The organism is Pseudovibrio sp. Alg231-02 (genome assembly GCF_900143565.1).
Lineage (GTDB): Bacteria > Pseudomonadota > Alphaproteobacteria > Rhizobiales > Stappiaceae > Pseudovibrio.
Genome location: NZ_FREX01000014.1, coordinates 67,897 through 93,004, shown reverse-complemented (window position 1 = coordinate 93,004; position 25,108 = coordinate 67,897). Strand labels below are relative to the sequence as shown.

Below are 25,108 nucleotides of genomic sequence, written 5' to 3'. Positions count from 1 at the left end.
CCTCACACCCACCCACATTGGGTTTACAACATATTCCTGTAGAGCAAGCCCAATAACCAACGAGTGAACGCTGCTGTATTTTTCACCCATGCTGCATATTTACGTAAGCCGCGAGTTACTCGTATACATGCCAGACCAACTGCAAACTCCGAGAACTCTTGAGACATTAGTATGCCGATAAAAATGAAACCCAAGTCTTATGGCCCGCTGACGGTCGCCTCGCATGAGTATGGACAGTTCTGGGTGACCAATGAGTTCGGTCATCAATACTCGGCAGGCTACGGAGACTCCGATGAGTTCTCTGCCCCTTCAGACTTGATCATGTCTGCCCTTGGGTCCTGCATGGCAATCTCTTTGGAGATGGTAGCCAAACAACAGAAAGTCTCACTCGGAAATGTCTACATCACCGTAAAGGCTGAAAAAGCATCCACGCTGCCTCACCGCTTTGGCAGCTTCCACTTGGAATTTGCTCTCCCTGAATTTGAGAACCGCGAAAAAGCAGAGATCCTGATCAAAGCCGCCAAAGAGATATGTACGGTTTCCAACACACTAAACGCAGAAATCTATCTCTCACTCGTCTAAGGAAGCCTTCGCCGCAGTAAAAAGCCCAAGGCAGACTGTGCCTCGGGCTAAACGTTCCACCATACCAAGAGAACGCGTTAGATCATCCGCCGCGCACTGCCAGAAATGCGAATGGAGCTACCGGCCTCAGCAGGAATTTCTGCCGAAATGAGTGACTTCGCTCCCATGTCTTCTCCCTGCACAATCCGGATTTCACCAGCATGTGCCCAGCCAATATCCCGCAGGTAACCAGAAAACGCCGCCGCAGCAGCACCCGTGGCCGGGTCTTCAAACACGCCAGCTGACGCAAACGCATTGCGCACATCAAACTCTTGTGGCCCACGCACATGAACCAGCATGATGGTCACAAGACCCTGCCCAAGCATAAACTGCTTCATGGCTTCCAGATCATAAGCCATGCCCGCCAACTTGGCTCTATCAGTCAATGCCAGCACCAGATGATCCGCACCACCATGAATACGCGCAGGTGGAATGCGAAGATCCAGATCGCCTTCACTCAAACCAAGCAGATCAAGCAGCTGGACTTTCACGTCATTTTCCAATGCGGCGCTCTTGGTCTGCGGAGATTGCAGAGCTGCCTGCAACTGCCCGTTCTCCTGCCAGCTCTCCACTGAAATCACAGTTTCATTCAACGCAAGGCGATGGACTTTCCGGCCATGCTGCTGAGCCAGAACCGCGCCCAGCGCAATCGTTGCGTGCCCGCAAAATGGCACTTCATTCTCTGGAGAGAAGTACCGCACACGATACCCTTCTTCGTTGGCCAGAGGCACCGCAAACACAGTTTCAGAATAGCCGAGATCAGCCGCGATAGACTGCATCTGCGCATCAGGAAGCATCACATCCCCCACCAGCACGCCAGCAGGATTGCCACCTTCCTCTCCATGAGAAAACGCCGAGATATGTTGAAGCGCTAAAAGATCTGTCTGCATAAGAACCTCCAATCGTCAGGATTGAAAAAATAACCAGCAACAGCTCTATGCGATATAGAAAAAGAAAGGCAAATTACATTTTCTGCCCTCATAATATAAAGCGATCAGACGAAAGCACCTGAAGAAATGAAACAGCTGGATGAAACTGCCTGTAAAATCCTTGAGATCCTGGAGCGAGACGGCAGAATCTCTATCAGTGAACTGGCCAGCCGCATCGGCCTCTCCGCCCCCAGCACCACAGAGCGTGTCCGCAAGCTGGAGCAGGACGGCATCATCACAGGCTTTACGGTGGAGATAAACCCAAAGGCACTCGGCTATAGTCTGGAAGCAATCGTTCGCATCCAGCCAAGCCCCGGCAATCTGCACGTCGTAGAGCAACTCATCCTCAACGAGCCCCGCTTCACCTCCTGCGACAAGGTCACCGGAGAAGACTGCTTCGTCACCCGCATCTACCTAAAAGACGTCATCGAACTAGACGACCTGCTCGACCCCCTCCACGAAAAAGCAATGACCAACACCTCAATTGTGAAGGCTTCTCCGATTAAGAACAGGATGGTACCACTACGATGAGCGCCGCTTTAACCAATTGATGAAACTCAGCACAAGGTATTCGAATGAAAAGCTATTTTGCATCATTCATAATTTTACTTTTTGCTGCAAACTACCAAGCCAATGCTGCATCCGTTTCGAGCCCATTGAGTAAGGATAAGTGCATCAAACTCAGCACCTTACTTGAAGTGGACATGGAAAGATATCTCGAAGAAAAAGAACGCCGCTCGATGAGTGACAACCCATGCGATGCATTTGGCCTTCTGTATATCCTCGGCCTTGGTCTCCAGCCACCTCCATCAAACCAATTCGATATAAATGTAGGTGATGGATACCAATTCTACTATTTCTCCAGAGTATACCTTATGAAGAAAGCAAAACCCGTAGATACACCTGAGCGTATGAAAGACTTAAACGTTTTACGAAGTTTGGCCCTAGCAGCATTATCAGACGAGGCATTCAAGATCTCCGAGGAGAGAAAAGATGTCTACCGGGCGTTTCACTTAAGAGAGCTTTTGTTTGATACAAAAAGCTCAAGTACAGAGAGTCGTGAGCTTCTAAATAGCTTTATTGATATATACGCCTATGAGGTAACATTTAGGACTTGGGGCGAGGTGGACTGCTTCATCAAACATGACATTCCGAAGTACTCTGTCGAAGAAATAAAAAAATCATCTAGCTTTCTACACTGCATTCAAAATTTACAGAAAGAAGAAGACGGCTAGAAACGCAGCTTATTCTCAGTACCGGAGAGCAGTCTGCCGATGTTGGCGCGGTGCTTGGCAACGACCATAAACGCTACCACCATCGCGAAGATCTGGAAGTAGATCGTGTGACCAAACATCGGGATAAAGGAAAGCGCGACGAACAGCAGCGCCGCGCAGATCGAGCCCAGAGAGACAAAACGGGTCAGGGCAACAATAACCACGAAAGAGCCTAGGCAGCTTAGTGCTATAATCGAATCCAGCATGAAAAGCACGGCAGCTGCAGTCAGCACGCCTTTGCCGCCTCTGAAACCGAAGAAGACTGGCCAGTTGTGACCAACAATGGCACCTGCCCCGGCAAGCAGCATGCTCACACTGTCTATCGCCACGCCTGAACCTGCATAAACACCCAGATAAAGGCCAACCAGACAAGCAGCAACGCCTTTCAGGATATCTCCGACAAGAACAAGCAGCGCAGCAGGTTTGCCAAGTACGCGCAGTGTATTGGTGAGCCCGGCAGATTTACTGCCATACTCCCGTATGTCCTTGCCGTACATCTTCCCAACCAGCACTGCCGTACTGATACTACCCAGCAGATAGCCGGCTCCAAGAGCTGCAAAAAGCTTAATCAGATCAATCACAAGAATAGCCACTAGCCCACAACGCCCCGCAGCACCATCTTCTGGTGCACCTCGATAATCTCATCGATACTAAGGCGTCCATCGGGGCGATACCAGAAGCAAACGCCGGTCAGCATGGCGATGATGGCAAAGGCGGCAACTTCCAAATCCACAGCGGGAAACGCACCCGCCTGCACACCATCAGCAAGGATGCTCCGCAGATTGGCCTCGTACTGACTGCGCTTGGTCACCACGTCAGCACGATAGTCCTCACCAAGTGAACGCAATTCCAGATTCGCAATCACAACATCTGCGCGGCGCTCAATGTGGTAGCGAATGTGGAACGCAACAAACGCCTTGAGACGGGAAACGGGATCATCGCCCTTGCCTTCCAGCTTCTCCCAGTTCTCAATCAGGCTGATCATATGCTGGTTCATCAGCGCCTGAAGCAGCTCGTCCTTGCTCTCAACATAGCGATAGACAGACCCCGGCTGCACGCCCACCTCCGCAGCAAGCTGGCGAAGCGTCATCGCCTCAAAGCCCTTGGCTTCAATCAGCTTTTTCGCTGCTGCGTAAATCGCAGTTTTGGTATCTGCGCCAACGGAGCCTTTGGTTCGTGCCACGGTCTAAACCTTTTCCATTCAATCAGGAAACGCAATGTTTCAGTGCATGCCCGAGCGATGCCTAGCAGTTTTCGGGAAAGAATACGCAACAGGAAATGCGCCCTAAGGGTTATTGCATAGTAGCTGAGCCCCTGCTATTAATCAAACGAACGTTCGTTTAATTAATTTACGATCCACTGGGAAGCTCGATAAAGAGCGTGGATCGCAGAGCTTCGGTAGCAGGAGGAAGCGCCGTGTTTGACGCTGTAATGAATTTTGGTCTTGGTGAAGATATTGACGCTCTGCGCGAAACCATTCGCCGTTGGGCACAAGACAAGCTAGCGCCGCGCGCCGCTGAGATCGATGAAACCAACGAGTTCCCCAATGATCTCTGGAAAGAGATGGGGGACCTTGGTGTGCTTGGCATGACAGCCGACCCGGAATACGGCGGCACCGGCATGGGTTATCTCGCCCACGTTGTTGCGGTTGAGGAAATCTCCCGCGCCTCCGCATCTGTTGGCTTGTCCTACGGCGCGCATTCCAACCTCTGCGTAAACCAGATCAACCGCCACGGTACCGCCGAGCAAAAAGCAAAGTACCTGCCAAAGCTTTGCTCTGGCGAGCATGTCGGCTCTCTGGCCATGTCCGAGCCCGGTGCAGGCTCCGACGTTGTTTCCATGAAACTGCGCGCTGAAAAGCGCAATGACCGCTACGTGCTCAACGGCAACAAAATGTGGATCACAAACGGTCCTGACGCCTCCACTTTGGTGGTCTACGCAAAGACTGATCCGGATGCTGGCCCCAAAGGCATGACAGCTTTCATCATCGAAAAAGGTATGAAGGGCTTCTCCACGGCGCAAAAGCTGGACAAGCTCGGCATGCGCGGCTCCAACACGTGTGAGCTGGTCTTTGAAGACTGCGAAGTCCCATATGAGAACGTCCTTGGTGAAGAAGGTCGCGGTGTAAACGTGCTGATGTCCGGCCTGGACTACGAGCGCGTTGTCCTTTCCGGTGGTCCACTCGGCATCATGGCAGCAGCCATGGACATCGTCGTGCCTTACATCCACGAGCGCAAACAGTTCGGCAAAGCCATCGGTGAATTCCAGCTGATGCAGGGTAAACTCGCAGACATGTACACCCTGATGAACGCCTCCCGTTCCTACGTGTACGCCGTCGCAAATGCGTGTGACCGCGGAGAAACCACCCGTAAGGATTCCGCTGGCTGTATCCTATATTCCGCTGAAAACGCAACCAAACTGGCACTGGAAGCTATCCAGTCCCTCGGCGGCAATGGTTACATCAACGAGTACCCAACCGGTCGCCTGCTGCGTGATGCAAAACTCTATGAAATCGGCGCAGGCACCTCAGAAATCCGCCGCATGCTGATTGGTCGTGAGCTCTTCCAGGAAACTAAGTAATGGCTGTCATCAAGTCTCAGGCTGCAACGGGTTCGGAAAGCTATAAAAACAACCGCACCCTGCACCTCGCCGCAATGGATGAGGTCCGCACCGCAAGCCAGCAAGCTCTGTTGGGTGGGGGTGAAGGCCCTCGCGAACGGCACGTGTCTCGTGGGAAAATCCTCCCGCGTGAGCGCGTTGCTCGTCTGATCGACCCGGGCTCTCCGTTTCTGGAAGTCGGTCAGTTTGCTGCCCACAACATGTATGAGGGCGCCTCGCCTTCAGCAGGCATTGTCACCGGCATCGGTCGGGTCAACGGCATCGAATGTATGATCGTGGCCAACGATGCCACGGTAAAAGGCGGCACCTATTATCCGCTGACGGTCAAGAAGCACCTCCGCGCCCAAGAAATTGCCATGGAGAACAATCTCACATGCATTTACTTGGTGGATTCCGGCGGCGCTAACCTGCCTCAGCAGGATGAGGTGTTCCCGGACAAAGAACACTTTGGCCGCATCTTCTACAACCAAGCCAACATGTCCGCAAAGGGCATTCCGCAAATCGCGGTGGTCATGGGCTCCTGTACCGCTGGCGGCGCATACGTGCCAGCCATGTGCGATGAGACCATCATCGTGAAAGAGCAAGGCACCATTTTCCTCGCCGGTCCTCCACTGGTGAAAGCCGCCACGGGCGAAGTGGTTTCTGCTGAAGATCTGGGCGGTGGGGATGTTCACACCCGCCTCTCCGGTGTGGCAGACCACTTGGCCCGTGACGACGCTCATGCGTTGGCGCTGGCCCGTCAGGCCGTGTCCAATCTCAACCGTCGCAAGCCAGACCAGCTCCTGCTGCAAACGCCGGAAGATCCGCTCTACGATCCCGAAGAAATCCTCGGCGTTGTCCCCGCGGACCTGAAAACACCATATGATGTGCGCGAAGTCATCGCCCGCGTGGTAGACGGCTCTCGCTTTGACGAGTTCAAAGCCCGCTATGGCACCACCCTTGTCACCGGTTTCGCTCACATCCACGGCATGCCTGTCGGCATCATTGCCAACAACGGCATCTTGTTCTCCGAAGCAGCCCTCAAAGGCGCCCACTTTGTGGAGCTGTGCTGCCAGCGCAAAATCCCGCTGGTCTTCCTGCAAAACATCACCGGCTTCATGGTCGGGCAAAAGTATGAAGCAGGCGGCATCGCAAAAGACGGCGCCAAGCTGGTAACAGCCGTGGCATGCGCAAAAGTTCCAAAAATCACCATGCTCATTGGCGGCTCCTTCGGCGCTGGCAACTACGGCATGTGTGGCCGCGCCTACTCACCGCGCATGCTCTGGACATGGCCAAGCTCCCGCATCTCCGTCATGGGCGGCCCTCAGGCAGCAGGCGTGCTGGCAACAGTGCGCCGGGATGGCATCGAGCGTAAAGGCGGCACTTGGTCTGCAGAAGAGGAAGCAACCTTCAAACAGCCGATCATTGATCAGTTTGAAGAGCAGGGGCACCCGCTCTACGCCTCCGCACGCCTCTGGGATGACGGCATTGTCGACCCGCGCAAAACCCGTGACGTCCTGGCACTGTCCATCGCAGCAAGCCTCAACGCACCAATCGAAGACACGCCCTTCGGCGTCTTCCGCATGTAAGGGGCTCGGTATGTTCAAGAAAATCCTTATTGCGAACCGTGGTGAGATTGCTTGCCGTGTAGCAAAATCTGCCAAAGCCCTCGGCATCAAGGTTGTTGCAGTCTATTCAGACGCAGACCGCGATGCCCGTCACGTGCAAATGGCTGACGAGGCTTACCGCCTTGGCCCTGCGCCAGTGGCAGAGAGCTACCTCAATATCCCTGAGCTGCTCAACGCTGCCAAAACCAGCGGCGCAGACGCCATCCATCCGGGCTACGGTTTCCTTTCAGAAAACCCAGAGTTCGTGGAAGCGGTGGAAGCAGCTGGCCTTGTCTTCATCGGTCCACCTGCGGACGCAATCCGCGCTATGGGCCTGAAAGATGCCGCGAAGAATCTCATGGAAGAATCCGGCGTTCCAGTCGTGCCGGGTTATCATGGCAGCAACCAGGACGCTGAGTTCCTTAAAGCTGAATCCGACAAGATCGGCTATCCGGTCCTCATCAAAGCCCGCGCAGGCGGCGGCGGCAAAGGCATGCGCCGCGTTGATGATCCCGCAGACTTCTTTGAAGCTCTGGAAGGCGCTCAGCGCGAAGGTCAATCCAGCTTTGGTGACCCACGCGTCCTCATCGAGAAGTACATCTTGTCACCGCGCCACATCGAGGTTCAGGTCTTCTGTGATGGGCATGGCAACGCGGTTCACTTGTTTGAGCGCGACTGCTCCTTGCAGCGCCGCCACCAAAAGGTGATCGAAGAAGCTCCAGCCCCCGGTATGACCGAAGAGATGCGCAACGCCATGGGTAATGCTGCCGTTAAAGCAGCTCAGGCCGTGGGGTATGAAGGCGCTGGTACGGTTGAGTTCATTGTTGATGGCTCAGAAGGTCTCCGTTCTGACCGCTTCTGGTTCATGGAAATGAACACACGTCTTCAGGTAGAACATCCAGTCACAGAAGCCATCACTAGTCAGGATCTGGTCAACTGGCAGCTCTCCGTCGCTGCGGGTGGTGAATTGCCTCTGATGCAGGACGAACTCACCATCTTCGGCCATGCATTCGAAGCGCGTATCTACGCTGAGGATGCTGAAGTAGGCTTCCTGCCAGCAACCGGAACGCTGAACGAGCTGAAACTGCCGGAATTGTTCGCCCGCATCGACAGCGGCGTACGCAAAGGCGATACAATCACCCCATACTACGATCCAATGATCGCAAAGGTGATCTGCCATGGCGAAACCCGTGAAGCTGCTCTGGCGAAAATGTCTCTGGCCTTGGAAAAGAGTCAGGCAGTTGGTTGCACCACCAACATCACTTTCCTGCATCGCCTGTGTAACCACGACGGCTTTGCAAAAGGTGAGATGGACACCGGCCTTATTGACCGTGAACTGGAAGCTCTCACCAAGCCGACAGCTCCAACCAAGCACGCATTCGCTATGGCTGCTCTCATCGAGCTCGGCTTTGCAACTGAAACTGCATTGGTCCATAACGATCCGTGGGTGAGCCTCACAGGTTGGCGCCATTGGACGGCAGCCCAGCAGATTGCGCATCTGTCATGGCGCGATGAAGTCACCGAAGTTGTAGCAAACCGCCATCATGATGGTAGCCTGACTATTGCCATTGATGATGAAACCTTCAATTTGCAGATCCTCTCCGTAGACAACAACCACATGCGCGTGGATTTTGCCGGTCAAATCACCTCAGCTGACTTCTTCGCAGAAGACACCAGTCTCACATTGTTCTCCGACGGTGTCACATGGCGTTTCGATCTGCCGGATCATCTGGCAGAGCAGGATGACAGTGCGGCCTCAGGCAACGCCATCACATCGCCAATGCCGGGCCTTGTGCGTGCTGTAAACTGTAAGCCGGGTGACGAGGTTTCTGAAGGCGATACGTTGATCGTGACCGAAGCCATGAAGATGGAACACTCTCTCAAAGCACCGCGTGACGGCGTTGTGGCTGAAGTGATGGCATCTGCGGGTGACCAGGTGGAAGAAGGCGTTATACTCCTCACGCTTGAGGAGGAGGAATAACCGTTGTTGCCATCTGCGAAATCTTACGAGGAGCTCCGAGAAAAGTTTCAGTGGGACATCCCGGAGTTCTTCAACATTGGCGTAGATATCTGTGACAAGTGGGCGGACAAAGACGCCGCCCGCGAAGCACTCATCTTCGCTGAAGAAGACGGGCCGACAACCACCTACACGTTTGGTGACTTGAAAAAGCTGAGTAACCAGCTGGCCAATCTGCTCCTATCTCAAGGCATCAGCCGCGGTGATCGCGTCGGCATCCTACTGCCACAAGCACCTGAAACAGCCTTCTCTCATATCGCAATTCACAAGCTCGGTGGCATCTCCATTCCGCTCTTCTCTTTGTTTGGCGAAGAAGCACTGGAATATCGGCTAGAGAACTCTGGTGCGAAAGCTCTCATCACCAACAATGCAGGTGCTGAGAAGCTGGCAAAGATCCGCGACAACCTGCCAGAGCTCGAACTGATCCTGAACATCGAAGGCACAGACTTCGGCACTCGCTCACTCCATGCTGAAATGGCAGGGCAAAACGAAGACTTCACACCAGTGAAGACCAAAGCCGAAGACCCCGCCATTATCATCTACACCTCCGGCACCACCGGCCAACCCAAAGGCGCGCTCCACGCGCACCGCACACTGCTCGGTCACCTGCCCGGCGTAGAGATGCCGCACAACATGTTCCCGAAAGAAGGTGACCGCTTCTGGACACCAGCAGACTGGGCATGGATCGGCGGTTTGATCGATGTTCTTCTGCCAAGCCTACATCACGGCATTCCTGTCGTTGCTTGCCGTTTCAAGAAGTTCAGCGGCGAAGCAGCCTTTCAGCTGATGCAGGATCTAAAGATCCGCAACGCCTTCATCCCGCCAACCGCGCTGAAAATGATGCGGCAGATAGAGAACCCGAAGGATCGCTGGAACTATTCTCTCCGCTCCCTTGGCAGTGGCGGCGAAGCACTTGGCGCAGAGCTGATCCAATGGGGTCAAGACACGTTCGGCCTGGCAATCAGCGAGTTCTACGGCCAGACCGAGTGCAACCTCGTTGTCTCCACCTGCGCAGAACTGATGGAAACCCGTCCCGGCGTCACCGGCAAAGCTGTTCCGGGCTTTGATGTGCAGATCGTGGACGACAAAGGCACCGTTCTCGAAGCTGGTCAGCTTGGCAACATCGGCGTTCGTGCACCAAACCCTGTCATGTTCCTCCAATACTGGAACAATCCGGAAGCCACGAAAAAGAAATTCTCTGGCGACTTCCTCATCACGGGCGACAAAGGCGTGATGGATAAAGACGGCTGGATCCAGTTTGTTGGCCGCGATGATGATGTCATCACCTCATCCGGCTACCGCATCGGCCCCGGCGAGATTGAAGACTGCTTGCTGAAACACGACACAGTTGCCATGGCAGGTGTCATCGGCAAGCCAGACAAGCTGCGCACTGAGATCGTCAAAGCCTACATTGTGCTGAAGGAAGGTGTTGAGCCATCCGATAAACTGGCCAAGGAACTTTCTGATTTTGTGAAACAGCGATTAGCTGCGCATGAATATCCACGTGAACTGGAATTTGTCGAAGCCCTGCCAATGACAACAACCGGAAAGGTTATCCGCAGAGAACTTCGTGCCCGCGCTATCGACGAGGAGGTTTGATAAGCGATGAGCAAGAAACTAAACATTTTTGAGATGGGCCCACGCGACGGTCTGCAGAACGAAAAAACGCTGATCCCGACTGCAAACAAGATCGAACTGATCAACCGCCTTTCCGAGTGCGGATTTGAGAAGATCGAAACATCCAGCTTTGTTTCACCCAAATGGGTGCCACAAATGGCAGATGCTGCGGAAGTCTTTGCAGGCATCACGCGCAAACCCGGCATTGCCTACACAGCGCTGACACCAAACATCAAAGGCTACGAGCGCGCCAAAGCGTCTGGCGCAGATGAAGTTGCGATCTTCGCGTCCGCGTCAGAAGGCTTCTCTCAAAAGAACATCAACTGCTCGATTGAGGAAAGCTTCGAACGCTTCACTCCAATCGTGGAAGCTGCAAAAGCTGACGGCATTCCGGTCCGCGGTTACGTCTCCTGCATCGTTGAGTGCCCATACGATGGCCCGACACCAGCCCAAAACGTAGCAATGGTCTCAGAACGCCTGCTGCAGATGGGCTGTTATGAGGTTTCCCTCGGCGATACTATTGGCGCAGCCACTCCGGAAACCACGGAAGCAATGCTGGATGCAGTCCTGAGCGTCATCCCGGCTGAGCAACTCGCGGGCCATTTCCACGACACCAAAGACCTGGCTCTGGCTAACATCATGTCCAGCATAAAAATGGGCCTGCGCATGTTCGATTCAGCCATCGGCGGTCTCGGCGGTTGTCCGTATGCACCAGGAGCCAAAGGCAACGTCAGCACACTGGCCGTTGCAAAAATGGCAAAGCTACTGGACTACGACACCGGCCTCGACATTGAGAAGCTGGAACAAACGCAAGAGTTTATTCTCTCCATCAAAGAGGCGGCGGCAGCATGACCTATCAGAACCTTCGCATCGAAAAAGCAGACAACGGCATCACCACACTCTTGCTAGCACGCGCTGAAAAGCACAATGCAATGAATGCTGAGATGATGGATGAACTGGTTGCAGCAGCTGAAGAGCTGGACAACTGCGAGCAGACCCGTGCAATCATTCTGGCAGCGGACGGCGAAACCTTCTGTGCTGGCGGCGATCTCAAGTGGATGCAGGCGCAGGCAGAGAAAGACCGCATCGGCAAAATGCAGGAAGCCAATCGTCTGGCAGGCATGCTCAAACGCCTCGACAGTATGAAGAAGCCATTGATCGCTCGTGTTCACGGTCCTGCTTACGGTGGCGGAGTTGGCATTCTCAGCGTCTGCGATCTGGTGGTTGCAGCTGACAACACCAAGTTTGCTCTGACTGAAACCCGCCTCGGTCTGATCCCGGCAACCATCGGCACTTATGTTGTACGTCGCCTGGGTGAAGGTCATGCCCGTCAGGTCTTCATGAATGCCCGCCCGTTTGGTGCGCAAAGAGCTCATCACCTCGGTCTCGTCTCATTGGTGACAACACCAGAGGACCTGCACGCAGTAACGCAGAAAGAAGCAGAAGCTTATTTGAATTGCGCACCGGGTGCCGTAGCAGACGCAAAAGCTCTTTGTCAGAATTTAGCGCGTATGCCTGCAGAAGATCAGATTGACTACACAGCAAATGCCCTAGCGGACAGATGGGAAACCACTGAAGCACAGGCCGGAATTTCTGCATTCTTTGCTAAAGAAACACCGCCGTGGCGTAAATAGATCTTCACCCTGTTTTTTTGACCTGCGGCATATGCACAAATGCTGAGTTTTTTCTTTACTTGCTGGATCGCTTTGTTACATAGCATTTAGCGAAAAACGAGAAAAGAATGCTGCTGGCACTACAATCCATCAGGTCAAAACAGGACTTTCACACCCTTGTCTTCATTGCAGGGACTGTTTTGCTGAACGCGATTGGTGCCGGATTGATCATTCCGGTGACCCCGGCACTGGTCGCAGAACTCAGCCAAACCACCATCGCAGACGCAGCTCTCTGGGGCGGCTACATCGCAGCAAGTTACGCTGCCATGCAGTTCCTTTTCGGTCCTGCTGTCGGGGCAATATCTGACCGTTTTGGCCGACGCCCAATCCTCTTGATCTCCCTTGCAGTCCTGACAGTCGACTACCTGATCATGACCTTCGCAGGCTCGCTCTGGGTTCTGTTCATTGGCAGGCTCTTGGCCGGAGTTGCCAGCGCAACTTACGCCACCGCTTATGCAGCAGTCTCCGACATATCGCATAATGGTAAACGCGCCACCCGCTTCGGCATGGTTGGCGCGGCAATCGGGTTTGGCTTTGTCATCGGTCCGGTTATGGGTGGAACACTTGCCCTCTTCGGCGTTCGTGTACCCTTCTACATCTCCGCAGTTCTGATAGCGATGACCTTCGCTTACGGCCTGTTCTACATGCCGGAAACCTTACCAAAATCGGCGAGAAAGGCTATCCGCTGGCGCAGAGCAAACCCTGTTGGCGCAGCCATGGATATTGCCCAGTCCCCTGTTCTGGTGTGGCTCTTCATTGCGCTCTTCCTGTTTGAAATGGCAAACTTCGTGTATCCGGCAATTTGGCCGTACTACACAATTGAAGCCTTCCACTGGACCACAGCTCAAGTAGGTCTCTCACTCGCCATCGTCGGTATTGGTTTCTCCAGTGTCAAAGGCGGTCTTATCCGCTGGATTATTCCGCGCAAGGGCGAAGCGAAAACCGTGCTTTACGGCTTCTTCTTCGCTGTAATCGCATTGCTAGGCTTCGCATTTGCACCAAACACACTCACAGTCATCTTGCTCCTGCCACCAGCAGCGCTTGGCGCGATGATCCCACCTGCCATGATCGCCCTGATGAGCCATCACGTCTCACAAGACAAGCAGGGCCGTCTGCAAGGTGCGCTGACAAGCATCATCGGACTCACGCTTGTGCTTTCCACCTTGATGATGACACAGCTGTTCACCAGCTTCACAGCAGACAGTGCAGAGCTTTACTATCCGGGCGCACCATTCCTGCTGGCCGCATCATTCATGCTGCTTGCCATTGGTCCCTTCTGGGTTGGCCTGAGAAAGATCAATATCAGCGGCTGATCACAAACACCTGAAATAAGACCCTACGCCGGAGAGTGCCTCTGCAGATATTCATTTGTGGAGACAATATTGCTGCAAATGAACGACAGCGAAGCCATAATCGCTGCTTGCACAAACTCTTGCTGAGAAGACGTATCACAGGACCCCGGCTCCCGCGTCGCGCATGCATCGTAAATAATCGTAATCGGATATCCGAGTTCTGTCGTTGCATGCGCTGCAGCTGCAATGCAATCCTTACTCATCGACCCACAGATAACCAGCTCCTCAACATTCTCATCATCCAGGATCTGCTTGAGGTTATTGTTGAGGAAGATGTTAGAGGTATACTTCGTCACGATTGGCTCGTGCGGCAACGGTTTCGCCATATCGTGGATTTCAGCACCAATCGTGCCTTCAACCGTAAACGGCGCATCTTTCTCTTTAAAATGATGTTGGATGTGAACGATGGTTTGATCCTGAACGCGCGCATTTGTCAGCAACATCTGAATGTTCCCCGCAGCCTCGAACTGCCCTTCCAACTCACATTTCCCACCGGGAAAGAAGTCGTTCTGACAGTCAATTATCAGCAACGCCGTTCTCGTCATCTTACGCTCAACACCTCACGTGACAGACCAACTGCGTAATAGTCTAATAGATATCGATTGACGGAACTCAGCTAGAAAAACCCGCATTTTTCATAAAACCTAGGAGTAAACACCAGACCTGATAAAGCCCGCACAGAAAACCTGCTCAGTGACCCAGATATTCCTCAGTCGAAATAACCTTGCCATAGGCGAACGAAAGCGCTGCCATAATCGCCCCTTGAACATATTTTGCTGGAACGATTTCGCCTTCAAACTCAAGATCACAGGTCGCACAGGCGTCGTAGATAACAGTGATGGGATAACCAAGATCAACAGTCGCACGCGCCGCCGCATCAATGCACATATGAGACATGCCCCCGCAGATCACGATTTCCTCAACACCCACATCCTCTAAAATCTGCTGAAGGTTCGTGTTCAGGTAACTGTTGGCAGAATACTTGACCACCACATGCTCCCCTTCAGCGGGGCTGCAACTATCATGCAGCTCTGCCCCGATGGTTCCCTCAACAAGGAACGGAGCATACTTATCTTTAAAGAAATGCTGGATATGGACAATGCAATCGTCGTTATCGCGAGCGCTCTTAAGCAAACGCTGAATGTTCGCAGCAGATTCAACCTGGCCCTCGAGTTCACACTTCCCCCCCGGGAAGAAGTCGTTCTGACAATCAATGATGATTAGGGCTTTCTTGGCCATATCCCCTCAGGAGGTTGCTCATCCAAAACGTCGATTATGCTCCATTCAACGAATGCAGGAATTCATCGGTAGAAATCACGTTGCTATGCGCAAATCTTAAAGACGCCATCATAGCAGTGTGAACATGATCCGCTGGGACGGTTACGCCATTGAACTCAAGATCCTCTGTGGCGCACGCATCGTAGATGATGGTCAGCGGGTAACCCAGATCAAGGGTCTGACGCGCGGTCGCATTCACGCAGTTCTGGCTCATAGAACCACACATGACGATCTCATCAATACCAGCCTCAACAAGGATCTGCTGCAGGTTGGTGTCCTTATAGCCATTCATGTAGTTTTTAACGACAACGGGCTCCCCGTTCATGGGCCTTGCACACTCGTTAATCTCCACCCCTGGCGATCCCTCAACCAGATAAGGCTCTGTTTTATCTTTGTACATGTGTTGAAGGTGGATGACGTTTTCGTCGTTGTCTCGCACCACCTCAAGAAGACGGGCAATATTTTTTCCTGCTTCGACCTGCCCCGCTAAAGGACAGCTACCACCAGGAAAATAATCGTTCTGGCAGTCGATAATGATCAGGGCCCTTCTAGGCATAAGCACACCTCAGTCCTATTGGTCTTATTTGAGCAAACAATAAGGCCAACACGTTTAAGCATGCCGGATTTTAAAAAGCAGATTTTATAAAATCCCGAGCTATCCCTGATCAGAAGCCAGCCTCAGGAGCCGGCTTCTGAAAGCAGTCAAAGCCTGAGTTATGCAGCCAGATACTCATCTGTGCTGACAACTTTGCCATACGCAAAAGCCAGGGATGCCATGAACGCCCCATGTACGTATTTCGCAGGAATAGTCTCGCCGTTGTGTTCCATATCCAATGTCGCACAAGCATCACCAATAATGGTTGCTGTGTATCCCAGATCAACCGCGGCACGAACTGTCGCATCAATGCAGTTGTGAGACATAGAGCCAACGACGACCAGATGCTCAATGCCCTGCTCATCCAGCAATTCTTTCAGGTTGGTTTCCAAAAAGCTATTTGCAAACTGCTTGGTCACGAGCGGTTCACCATCCTGAGGCAACACATCATCATGAATTTTAACACCTTCAGTGCCTGCGTTGAAGAACGGCGCATTACCTGCTTCAACCACATGCTGAATGTGAATGATCGGAGTTTTCTTGCTGCGGCTGTCTTCCAACAAACGCTTTACATTCTGAGCAGCTTCAACCTGCCCATCCAGCTCCCAGGCGCCACCAGGGAAATAGTCGTTCTGAACGTCAACAATAACCAGTGCGGATTTAGACATTTGTGCCTCCATAGATTTGCTCTTGTCAGCAACAAACCTAATCAACACCTCTCATCAGCTCGATTGGCATATACGACATAAAACATGCTATAATTGCCATATGATCAGATCAGAGACACATCATCCAATCGGCATCCTGTCCTACACCGGCGCACAACTCTCAGCGGTTTATGGGCTAATCGATATGTTCCACGCTGCCAGCAAAAGCAATGCCAGCAGCATTGAGGCAACCGTGCTTCACGAAGATCAGATCAGCTCAATCGGAGCCACTACTTTCTCGGCGATTATCCTGCCTCCCTGTCTGGTCGATGATCACCCGACCGTCTCACCAGCACTCATCCAATGGCTCAAACACCAGCATGAGCATGGTGCAATTCTCTGTTCAATCTGCGTCGGCGCAATGCTACTCGCCGAAACGGGCATTCTTGACAACAGGCCCGCCACAACCCATTGGGCAATCACCGAGGATTTTGCGAAGAAATACCCTTTGGTACAGCTCGATACTGATAAAATGATCGTCGACGAAGGCGACATCATCACCGCAGGCGGCATCATGGCATGGACCGATCTGGGTCTCAGGCTGATTGACCACTTCATCGATCACACAACCATGCTCGAAGTCTCCCGCAGATTTCTCATCGACCCAGCCGGGAGAGAACAGAAAAACTACAGCCGTTTCTATCCTAACTTCACACACGGTGATCAGGCTATTTTGAAAGCCCAACACTGGCTTCAGACCACCTATAAGCAAAAACTGACAGTACCCGAAATGGCAGAAAAAGCAGGACTGACAGGACGAACCTTCCAAAGACGGTTTGAAGTCGCGACAGGGCACACGCCAAACACCTATTTACAGCAACTTCGCATAACCGAAGCACGCCAGCAGTTGGAGCAGACCAAACGGTCTTTCAACGAGATCGCATGGGAAGTCGGCTACGAGGACCCAACAGCTTGCCGCCGCGTGTTCATCAAAACCACAGGCCTCAGCCCTGGTCAGTATCGCCAAAAATTCGGATATCAAAGCTCAGCAACTTAATGCGGCTGGGTCAAAAACTCATCCGTCGAAACAACCGCCGCGTTGGAAAAGATGAGAGAAGCCATAATTGAGGCCTGCACATCATCCACGGACACTTCACGCCCACGGAACTCCATACAGCTCGCAGCGCAGGCATCGTAAACAACAGTAACCGGATATCCGAGGTCTAAGGTTGCCCGTGCTGTTTCAACAATACAGTACTGGGTCATGGAACCGCAGATGACCAGATCATCTATCTTATGGTCTGTCAGCAACGCTCGCAGGTTCGTCCCCTCCAGAGCATTAAAGTTGTATTTGGTTACGACCGCCTCATCAGCTTTCGGCCAAACCATCTTGTTGATCTCAGCACCAAAAGACCCTTCTGCCATGTAAGGCGATTTTGGATCTTTGTAGACATGCTTGATGTGTATTACGAACTCGTGGTGCTCTCTGGCGTCTTTCAAGAGCTCAACAATATTCCCGGCAGCTTCCATTTGCTTAGGCAATTCAAACTTGCCACCTGGAAAATGATCGTTCTGGCACGCGATGATGAGCAAAGCAGTGTTATGCGTCATACCCAACCCTCTACAGCGCATCCCTGCTGGACTGGTTCAGCTTCACATGGGAAACGCCTAAAAAGCCTGAGAGCCTGCTGCGTAGGAACTCTTGAACAGAGCAGACTCTAGGAAAAATTTACCAGCTGCATACTAGGAGCCAAAGTATTTAGGTGACGCGCACACAAACAGTCGGATTTTAGAAAACTCGGAGGGTAAACGACTAGCTATGACGCTCTGCGTGTGCCTTGATGATAAATCATAGACCACTGCCCATCTTCGAGTTTCCAGATGGAAGTCCGCTGCGTCTCATTCTCGACAATGCTGTAAAACACCTGAACGAGTTCCTCATTCAACTTACGCAAGCGAAAATTCTCAATTGTTCTGACAGGATAGTCCGCCGCCTCACTCGGAAGCTCAGCGAGGACCTGCGCTCGATCATATGTCCGGCCACTTGCACCAATCTCAATAAAGTCTGCGTGAAGTAACAACTCAAGTTGTCTCTTATCTCCTCGAGTAGCAGGCCTCAAAAGCTGCTGCTCTAAGAAAAGAAGTTGTTCCTGCATAGGTTATCCAATAGCCTTGAGTACTCTTTTGTACGCCTTCTTCTCAGCTCTTTTGCATCCAAGTTTAAGCCCTAACCAAATTGTCCCAAACTTGAAGAAAGCAAAAAATAACACCGCAAAAAATAGCGTATTCACGTCATTTAAGATTTGCCCTTTGCTAGGATCTCCAAACACAATGATAGTTGTAATAACTCCCTCTAAAATGAGCACTCCAACTAAGCATAGTCCGGTAAGTTTGAGTAAGACAAATCCTTCAAGATATACATCATGCCGATTGTATATAGTTTTGCCTACCCAATAACCCGCAAACATGCCCATCATGTAGGAGGTAAACCCAATCGAAAGCTCTACTCCCAAGATAGTATTACTCAATACCCCTAGAACGAGGAGGCCGATTTTTAGCAGCGTCAAAAGAGCCGTAAACCGACCAGCATGTTTCAACAAGCTAATTTGGGAACCATCCATAATCACTAGTCAAATACCTTCTATCAGAAACTATATTCATTATGACTTAAACCATCCCAAGGACAATAAAAAAACCCGGCGCCTCATGACACCGGGTCTCTTAATTCTTGTAGTGCTCTCAGCGTTTAGCCGCCGAAGTCGTCCAGCATGATGTCTTCACGTTCCACGCCCATATCAACCAGCATGTTGATCACGGATTGGTTCATGATTGGAGGACCACACATGTAGTACTCGCAGTCTTCTGGCGCAGCGTGGTCCTTCAGGTACTCGTTGTAGAGCACGTTGTGAATGAACCCGGTGTAACCGTCCCAATCATCATCTGGCTGAGGATCAGAAAGCGCCACATGCCATGTGAAGTTCGGGAACTCTTTCGCCAGCTGGTCGAAGTCCTCAACAAAGAACATCTCTTTCTTGGAACGTGCACCGTACCAGAAAGTGATCTTACGATCGCGGTTCTCAAGACGCTTCAACTGATCGAAGATGTGCGAGCGCATAGGCGCCATACCAGCACCACCACCGATGAACACCATTTCCTTGTCGGTTTCGCGAGCAAAGAACTCACCAAACGGACCGGAAATCGTCACCTTGTCACCCGGCTTCAGGTTGAAGATGAAGGAGGACATCTTACCGGCAGGAATACCCTGAGTGCCTGGAGGCGGCGATGCCACACGAACGTTCAGCATGATCATGCCTTTTTCGTCCGGGTAGTTGGCCATGGAGTAAGCACGTTCAACTGGCTCATCCACGATGGACTCATACTGCCAGAGATTGAACTTATCCCAGTCTCCGCGGTACTGCTCTTCGATATGGAAGTCAGTGTACTTCAGCTTGTGCGCAGGGGCTTCAATCTGAATGTAACCACCAGCACGGAAGTTCACGTCTTCGCCTTCAGGCAGGTCCAGAACCAGCGACTTAATGAAGGTTGCAACGTTCTCGTTGGAGCGAACAGTACACTCCCACTTTTTCACGCCGAACACTTCTTCAGGCACTTCGATCTTCATGTCCTGCTTCACAGCAACCTGACAGGAAAGACGGTCACCGCAGCGTGCTTCACGCTTAGTGATATGGCTTTCTTCAGTCGCCAGAATAGAACCACCACCCTCGTGCACTTTCACGCGGCACTGAGCACAGGTTCCACCGCCACCACAGGCGGAAGGAACGAAGATTTTCTGATCTGCCAGAACATTGAGTAGCTTGCCACCCGCAGGAACGGACAGTGTCTTCTCACCATTGATACTGATCTGAACATCACCGGATGCAACCAGCTTGCTGCGTGCCATCAAAATGACGATCACCAGCGCAAGCACGATCAGAGTGAAGAGCGTAATGCCCCAGGTAAAGTCTTGCATCTACTCGTCCCCTTACAGCTTCACGCCTGAGAAAGCCATGAAACCCATAGCCATCAAACCAGCAGTGATGAAGGTGATGCCAAGACCCTGCAGTCCATCAGGAACATCAGAGTATTTCAGCTTTTCACGCACACCAGCCATTGCAGTAATCGCCAGCGCCCAACCAATACCGGAGGAAACACCATAAACGGATGCCTCACCCAGATTGTAGTCACGCTCCACCATGAACAAAGAACCACCCATAATCGCGCAGTTCACTGTGATCAGCGGCAGGAAGATACCCAGCGCGTTGTAAAGCGCAGGAACATAGCGATCGAGGAACATCTCGAGGATCTGCACCACAGCAGCGATAACGCCGATGTAGGAGATCAAGCCCAGAAAGCGCAGATCAGTGCCTTCAAGCCCAGCCCATGCCAACGCATTGTCATTAAGCAGCGTGGTGTAAAGCACGTTGTTGATTGGCACAGTCAGCGCCTGCACAACAACAACGGAGATACCCAGACCCAGCGCAGTCTCAACCTTCTTGGAAACCGCAAGGAATGTACACATTCCAAGGAAGAAGGAGAGCGCGAGGTTCTCGATAAAGATCGCCTTGACGGCGAGGGAAAGAAGCCCTTCCATAATCAGTGAGCTCCCTCAGTTTCCATGATTTTATAGTCGCGCTTCTCAACCTGCGCAGGCTTCCAGGTACGGAACCCCCAGATCAGCAGACCGATCACGAAGAACGCGGACGGAGGCAGCAGCAGCAGGCCGTTTGGCACATACCAGCCACCGTTGTTCACGGTCTCAAGGATCTGCACACCAAACAGGGAACCTGAGCCAAGCAGCTCACGAACAACACCAACCAGCAACAGGATCAGGGAGTAACCCAGACCGTTACCGATACCATCAAGGAAAGATGGGATTGGTGGGTTCTTCATAGCGTAGGCTTCCGCGCGACCCATAACGATACAGTTGGTGATGATCAAACCAACAAACACGGAGAGTGTCTTGGAGATCTCGTAGAGATACGCCTTCAGAACCTGATCAACCAGAATAACGAGAGACGCAATAATCACCATCTGCACGATAATGCGGATAGAAGATGGGATCTGGTTACGCAAAAGAGAGATGAAAAAGTTGGAAAACGCTGTCACAAGCGTCACCGCAATCGCCATCACCAGCGCAACCTTCAGGGAAGAGGTTACCGCAAGCGCGGAACAGATGCCAAGAACCTGAAGCGTGATCGGGTTGTTATCGACCATCGGGTCCTTGAGCATGGACAAGTCTTTGCCAGCCATTACGCCTCTCCTTTTTTCAGATTGTCGAGGAAGGTCTTGAAGCCCTGCTCGCCCATCCAGAATTTGACGAGGTTGTCGACACCACGGGATGTCAGCGTTGCACCTGCAATCGCATCAATGTGGTGCTTGGAGCCATCAATACCCGCTGGAGCAGATTTGCCGACACCGATGTCCACGGACCCGTTATCGCCATAAACCAGCTTGCCCGGCCATTGTGCCATCCATTTTGGATTGTCTACTTCCGCACCAAGACCTGGGGTCTCACCGTGGGAGTAAAAACGCAGGCCATACACTTCATTGCCATCAGCGTTGAGCGCGATGAAACCATAAAGCGTGGACCATAGACCGTAGCCATGCACTGGCAGAATGATACGTTCAATCTTGCCTGCATCATCGCGCAACAGATAAACCGAAGCCAGTTTAGCCTGACGTTTGATGGATGCCGGATCATTATCCAAAGCAACGGAAAGAACCGGATCTTTCGCAGCAGCGCGCTGGTCATAAGTCGCAGCGTCTGCCGCGTCAGAGAACTTGCCAGTTGCAACATCAACAAGCCGCGGCTCAAAGGCACCAAATGCCTTCTCAACGTCGACACCAGCCTCGAAAAGACCAGCAACCTTGAGGATATTGGTCTTCTTATCGAGCGTTTTGTTGATTTCCTGCTGAGGCTTAAGCAGCACCGCAGCGCCGGAAACAATCATCGAACAGATCAGACACAGAACAACAGCAACGGTAATCGTACGCGGTGCTGAGTCCAGAGGCATCGCGTTGAAGCGCGCCCAAAGACCTGTAGGAGCTGTTGTGTTTTCAGCATTAGGCATGGCGCTTCATCCTCCGTGTGATGTTCGCCTTCACAACGAAGTAGTCGATCAGCGGAGAAAAGATATTGCCGAACAGGATTGCCAACATCATACCTTCTGGGAAGGCCGGGTTGATGACACGGATCAGGATACACATCACGCCAATCAGGGCAGCGTAGATGTAACGGCCCGGATTTGTCATCGCAGCAGTCACAGGCTCAGTCACCATGAACACGAGGCCAAACATGAAGCCGCCAGTGACAAGGTGCCAGTACCAAGGCATTGCAAACATCGGGTTGGTCTCAGAGCCAATCAGGTTCAGCAACAGACTGAAACCAATCATGCCCGCCAGACAACCAAGGATGAGACGGTAGTTTGCGATACCTGTGGTCACGAGGAACACACCGCCAAGAGCAATTGCAATCGTGGAGGTTTCACCGAAGGAACCCTGAATGGTACCAACGAAAGAGCTCATCCACGTGATGCCGTTTGCTGCCAGTCCCTGCATGCCGTCAGACGCAGCAACACCCAGTGCAGTCGCACCAGAGAAGCCATCAACTGGCGTCCACACTGCATCACCAGACATAGCTGCCGGATAAGCAAAGTAGAGGAATGCGCGGCCAACAAGAGCCGGGTTCAGGAAGTTTTTGCCTGTACCACCAAACACTTCCTTGCCGATCACCACACCAAACGCGATACCAAGACCAACCTGCCAAAGTGGCGTAGAAGCTGGAAGGATCAGCGTGTAGAGCATGGAAGAAACAAAGAAGCCTTCGTTCACTTCGTGCCCACGCACAATGGCAAAGAGCACTTCGAAGATGCCGCCAACACCGAGCGTTACGATGTAGATCGGCAAGAAGTACAGAGCACCATGCGCCATGTTGGCGAAGATGCTGTCCGGGTTAAAACCGATACCCAGCAGAGAGAGAATAAACGCTCTCCAGCCAGCAGGCTCAGTAATGCCCATTGCGGCCAGTGCAGAGTTTGTCTGCAGGCCAGTGTTGTACATGCCAAACAGGATCGCAGGGATCGTCGCCAGCACAACATACGTCATGACACGCTTCAGATCAGCGTGGTCACGAGCGTGCGGCGCAACGCTGGTCACTGTTTTTGGAGTGTAGATGAAGGTATCCACCATCTCATAGACGGCGTAAAACTTCTCGTACTTGCCACCCTTTTCAAAGAGCGGCGCAATACGATCAAACTTATCGCGCAAACTCACGGGTTAGCCCTCTTTCTCGATTTTATCAAGATTTGCACGCAGCGCAGCTCCGTATTCATTCTTGGAATGGCAGATGAAGGTGCATAGCGCCAAATCTTCTTCATCCAACTCCAAAGCGCCAAGTTTTTGCGCCATGTCAGTGTCCAGTACCATTAGGGAGCGGAGCAGCTGAGTTGGAAGAACGTCGAGCGGCATAACCTTCTCATAAGTACCCAATGGAACGATTGCGCGGATGGAACCGTTCTTGTTTGTACCAAATGGGAACTGCAGCTTGGTGCGGAAGAACCCAGAAGGATGCACATTAAGGTTGGACCACTTCGTCATGAATGGGCGAACCCAGCCAACAACGTCTTGTTTGTGGTCTTCTTCCATCAGCGTCACCTGAGTGTGGTAACGGCCAAGGAAGGCAAACTGGTCGGCGGCGATAGTGCCGGAAAGGACGGACCCGGAAACGACACGAGCTGGAATACCCGGCAGTGTTTCACCAGCCAGCAGATCATTCAGATCCGCACCAATGCGAGTTGTTACGAGGCGCGGCTTGGAAGCCAGCGGACCTGCAACAGAAACAACACGGGAAACATCCAGTTCACCTGTCAGGAACAGGTTACCGATTGCGATGACATCCTGATAACCGATGGTCCAGACTGTCTTGTTTTCATTAACCGGATCGAGGAAGTGAATGTGAGTACCTGCATTACCTGCTGGATGCTTACCTTCAAAACTTTCCATCTGCACACCAGCAACGCTTGCACCCGGAAGGTTATCCTTCGGGCTGTGGCATACGAATGTGCGGCCATCGGTTAGTTTAGAGACAATCTGAAGCCCAGCTTCAAACGCGCCAGCATTCGCATTGATGATTACACCAGCATCCGCAGCAAGCGGGTTGGTGTCCATCGCAGTTACGAAAATGGAACGCGGCTGCGTTTCAAAAACCGGAACCTTGGAGTATGGGCGGGTACGGAAGCTTGTCCAAAGACCAGACTTGGCGAGTTGCTCACGAACGACAGATGCGTCCAGAGTTGCCAAAGCGCTGTTTTCAAACTTTGAGAAAGCGATCTGTTCTTCGTTACCATCATCCAGTTTGATGACGATGGTTTCCAGAACGCGACGTGCACCACGATTGACTGCTTCAATAACGCCAGCACCCGGAGCAACATAGTTGATTTCAGGAGAGCGTTTGTCATTGAAAAGAGGTTGACCTTTTACGACGCGATCGCCTTCAGCAACCAACATACGCGGCTTCAACCCGTTGTAATCCCCGCCATTCACTGCAACACGGCGAACCTTCGGACCCTTGTGGATCTCTTGGTTCGGAGCACCGGTGATCGGCAGATCCAATCCTTTTGTAATCTTCATCCCTTACCCTGTCAGGCTTCTTATAGGGCAAACCACTAGATGTTCACGGGAGTATCTACGGGTAAATGATGCTAAGTCATTCTGCGAGTTACAAAATGCCGCGCATGCGGATTATTGACTTTGACAAGTCGAACCGAGATAAATCCCCCCACGGACCGCAATTTCAGCAACAAAGCCCGAGCATTGCTGAACGTCACTCATCCATGGCTCCGGTTAGGAGTAACCGCCCGCATACCATTAAAGTGCGTTGCGGTCAGCTATTCCTACGGATT

General features: G+C 52.3%; 27 protein-coding genes. 11 read left to right on the top strand and 16 right to left on the bottom strand.

From position 1 onward, the window contains the following. Positions 1 to 171 precede the first annotated feature (171 nt). On the top strand, positions 172 to 582 hold the full coding sequence (locus DHN43_RS25330; RefSeq protein ID WP_108820504.1) for an OsmC family protein: 411 nt from the start codon (positions 172 to 174) through the stop codon (positions 580 to 582). Between the two features lie 77 nt (positions 583 to 659). Here DHN43_RS25330 and DHN43_RS25325 read toward each other — a convergent pair whose 3' ends face one another. Next, entirely contained in the window at positions 660 to 1,511 is an 852-nt protein-coding gene (locus tag DHN43_RS25325) for a PhzF family phenazine biosynthesis protein (protein ID WP_108820503.1), read from the bottom strand. Between the two features lie 126 nt (positions 1,512 to 1,637). On the opposite strand from DHN43_RS25325, the gene DHN43_RS25320 reads away from it, so the two are divergent. Next, positions 1,638 to 2,081, top strand: coding sequence for an Lrp/AsnC family transcriptional regulator (locus tag DHN43_RS25320; RefSeq protein ID WP_108820502.1), 444 nt, complete (start codon positions 1,638 to 1,640; stop codon positions 2,079 to 2,081). A 44-nt stretch (positions 2,082 to 2,125) separates the two neighbouring features. After that, the gene (locus DHN43_RS25315; protein ID WP_108820501.1) at positions 2,126 to 2,785 is read left to right on the top strand and encodes a hypothetical protein; all 660 of its coding nucleotides are present in this window, start codon (positions 2,126 to 2,128) and stop codon (positions 2,783 to 2,785) included. On the opposite strand, the gene plsY is transcribed toward DHN43_RS25315, so the two are convergent. Together plsY and DHN43_RS25305 are read right to left on the bottom strand one after the other, a co-directional pair. Further along, positions 2,782 to 3,417 carry a glycerol-3-phosphate 1-O-acyltransferase PlsY gene (gene plsY / locus DHN43_RS25310; RefSeq protein ID WP_208995623.1) on the bottom strand — a complete coding sequence of 212 codons (636 nt, stop codon included), beginning with the start codon at positions 3,415 to 3,417 and terminating at the stop codon, positions 2,782 to 2,784. The two genes, DHN43_RS25315 and plsY, sit on opposite strands and share 4 nt — an antisense overlap. Next, complete coding sequence (locus DHN43_RS25305) at positions 3,417 to 4,007, bottom strand: TetR/AcrR family transcriptional regulator (RefSeq protein WP_108820500.1); 591 nt, start codon at positions 4,005 to 4,007, stop codon at positions 3,417 to 3,419. The genes plsY and DHN43_RS25305 overlap by 1 nt, the downstream gene beginning before the upstream one ends. 248 nt (positions 4,008 to 4,255) lie before the next feature. Between DHN43_RS25305 and DHN43_RS25300 the strand changes: the two genes are divergently transcribed. The 7 genes from DHN43_RS25300 to DHN43_RS25270 all read left to right on the top strand — a co-directional run bounded on the left by DHN43_RS25300 (position 4,256) and on the right by DHN43_RS25270 (position 13,649). Beyond that, a complete protein-coding gene (locus DHN43_RS25300; protein ID WP_193757840.1) occupies positions 4,256 to 5,404 on the top strand; it encodes an isovaleryl-CoA dehydrogenase in 1,149 nt (382 codons plus the stop codon). After that, a complete protein-coding gene (locus DHN43_RS25295; RefSeq protein WP_063290447.1) occupies positions 5,404 to 7,011 on the top strand; it encodes a carboxyl transferase domain-containing protein in 1,608 nt (535 codons plus the stop codon). Before DHN43_RS25300 ends, DHN43_RS25295 begins: the two co-directional genes overlap by 1 nt. Positions 7,012 to 7,021: 10 nt before the next feature. Next, a complete protein-coding gene (locus tag DHN43_RS25290) occupies positions 7,022 to 9,010 on the top strand; it encodes an acetyl/propionyl/methylcrotonyl-CoA carboxylase subunit alpha (RefSeq protein ID WP_108820499.1) in 1,989 nt (662 codons plus the stop codon). A 3-nt stretch (positions 9,011 to 9,013) separates the two neighbouring features. Continuing rightward, positions 9,014 to 10,645 carry an acyl-CoA synthetase gene (locus DHN43_RS25285; RefSeq protein ID WP_108820498.1) on the top strand — a complete coding sequence of 544 codons (1,632 nt, stop codon included), beginning with the start codon at positions 9,014 to 9,016 and terminating at the stop codon, positions 10,643 to 10,645. A 6-nt stretch (positions 10,646 to 10,651) separates the two neighbouring features. Then, positions 10,652 to 11,515, top strand: a complete 864-nt coding sequence (locus DHN43_RS25280; protein ID WP_108820497.1) for a hydroxymethylglutaryl-CoA lyase — start codon at positions 10,652 to 10,654, stop codon at positions 11,513 to 11,515. Continuing rightward, on the top strand, positions 11,512 to 12,297 hold the full coding sequence (locus DHN43_RS25275; RefSeq protein WP_108820496.1) for an enoyl-CoA hydratase-related protein: 786 nt from the start codon (positions 11,512 to 11,514) through the stop codon (positions 12,295 to 12,297). Before DHN43_RS25280 ends, DHN43_RS25275 begins: the two co-directional genes overlap by 4 nt. A gap of 107 nt (positions 12,298 to 12,404) precedes the next feature. Beyond that, positions 12,405 to 13,649: an MFS transporter gene (locus DHN43_RS25270; RefSeq protein ID WP_063291493.1), complete on the top strand. Its 1,245-nt coding sequence runs from the start codon at positions 12,405 to 12,407 to the stop codon at positions 13,647 to 13,649. A 23-nt stretch (positions 13,650 to 13,672) separates the two neighbouring features. Here the strand turns inward: DHN43_RS25270 and DHN43_RS25265 are convergent, their stop codons facing one another. From DHN43_RS25265 to DHN43_RS25250, 4 genes are all read right to left on the bottom strand, one after another. After that, a complete protein-coding gene (locus DHN43_RS25265; RefSeq protein ID WP_057465429.1) occupies positions 13,673 to 14,233 on the bottom strand; it encodes an isochorismatase family protein in 561 nt (186 codons plus the stop codon). Between the two features lie 145 nt (positions 14,234 to 14,378). Further along, positions 14,379 to 14,927, bottom strand: a complete 549-nt coding sequence (locus DHN43_RS25260) for a cysteine hydrolase family protein (protein ID WP_057465430.1) — start codon at positions 14,925 to 14,927, stop codon at positions 14,379 to 14,381. A 34-nt stretch (positions 14,928 to 14,961) separates the two neighbouring features. Continuing rightward, on the bottom strand, positions 14,962 to 15,522 hold the full coding sequence (locus DHN43_RS25255; protein ID WP_108820495.1) for a cysteine hydrolase family protein: 561 nt from the start codon (positions 15,520 to 15,522) through the stop codon (positions 14,962 to 14,964). 158 nt (positions 15,523 to 15,680) lie between these two features. Next, positions 15,681 to 16,229, bottom strand: coding sequence for a cysteine hydrolase family protein (locus tag DHN43_RS25250; RefSeq protein ID WP_057465432.1), 549 nt, complete (start codon positions 16,227 to 16,229; stop codon positions 15,681 to 15,683). Between the two features lie 100 nt (positions 16,230 to 16,329). Between DHN43_RS25250 and DHN43_RS25245 the strand changes: the two genes are divergently transcribed. Further along, positions 16,330 to 17,265 carry a GlxA family transcriptional regulator gene (locus DHN43_RS25245; protein ID WP_108820494.1) on the top strand — a complete coding sequence of 312 codons (936 nt, stop codon included), beginning with the start codon at positions 16,330 to 16,332 and terminating at the stop codon, positions 17,263 to 17,265. Here DHN43_RS25245 and DHN43_RS25240 read toward each other — a convergent pair. From DHN43_RS25240 to DHN43_RS25200, 9 genes are all read right to left on the bottom strand, one after another. Beyond that, positions 17,262 to 17,819: an isochorismatase family protein gene (locus DHN43_RS25240; protein ID WP_063308321.1), complete on the bottom strand. Its 558-nt coding sequence runs from the start codon at positions 17,817 to 17,819 to the stop codon at positions 17,262 to 17,264. The genes DHN43_RS25245 and DHN43_RS25240 overlap by 4 nt on opposite strands. Positions 17,820 to 18,025: 206 nt before the next feature. After that, complete coding sequence (locus DHN43_RS25235) at positions 18,026 to 18,364, bottom strand: nuclear transport factor 2 family protein (RefSeq protein ID WP_108820493.1); 339 nt, start codon at positions 18,362 to 18,364, stop codon at positions 18,026 to 18,028. Positions 18,365 to 18,367: 3 nt separating this feature from the next. Continuing rightward, entirely contained in the window at positions 18,368 to 18,829 is a 462-nt protein-coding gene (locus DHN43_RS25230) for an ABZJ_00895 family protein (protein ID WP_108820492.1), read from the bottom strand. A 125-nt stretch (positions 18,830 to 18,954) separates the two neighbouring features. Beyond that, on the bottom strand, positions 18,955 to 20,178 hold the full coding sequence (gene nqrF / locus DHN43_RS25225) for an NADH:ubiquinone reductase (Na(+)-transporting) subunit F (RefSeq protein WP_063290459.1): 1,224 nt from the start codon (positions 20,176 to 20,178) through the stop codon (positions 18,955 to 18,957). 12 nt (positions 20,179 to 20,190) lie between these two features. Beyond that, positions 20,191 to 20,799 (bottom strand): NADH:ubiquinone reductase (Na(+)-transporting) subunit E, encoded by a 609-nt coding sequence (gene nqrE, locus DHN43_RS25220; RefSeq protein WP_057465438.1) that lies wholly within the window; start codon positions 20,797 to 20,799, stop codon positions 20,191 to 20,193. 2 nt (positions 20,800 to 20,801) lie between these two features. Beyond that, complete coding sequence (locus DHN43_RS25215; protein WP_057465439.1) at positions 20,802 to 21,458, bottom strand: NADH:ubiquinone reductase (Na(+)-transporting) subunit D; 657 nt, start codon at positions 21,456 to 21,458, stop codon at positions 20,802 to 20,804. Next, positions 21,458 to 22,279 (bottom strand): Na(+)-translocating NADH-quinone reductase subunit C, encoded by an 822-nt coding sequence (locus DHN43_RS25210; protein ID WP_108820491.1) that lies wholly within the window; start codon positions 22,277 to 22,279, stop codon positions 21,458 to 21,460. Before DHN43_RS25210 ends, DHN43_RS25215 begins: the two co-directional genes overlap by 1 nt. Further along, a complete protein-coding gene (locus DHN43_RS25205) occupies positions 22,272 to 23,480 on the bottom strand; it encodes an NADH:ubiquinone reductase (Na(+)-transporting) subunit B (protein ID WP_063301437.1) in 1,209 nt (402 codons plus the stop codon). Before DHN43_RS25205 ends, DHN43_RS25210 begins: the two co-directional genes overlap by 8 nt. Positions 23,481 to 23,483: 3 nt before the next feature. Further along, positions 23,484 to 24,836, bottom strand: coding sequence for a Na(+)-translocating NADH-quinone reductase subunit A (locus tag DHN43_RS25200; protein ID WP_057465442.1), 1,353 nt, complete (start codon positions 24,834 to 24,836; stop codon positions 23,484 to 23,486). Positions 24,837 to 25,108: the final 272 nt, after the last annotated feature.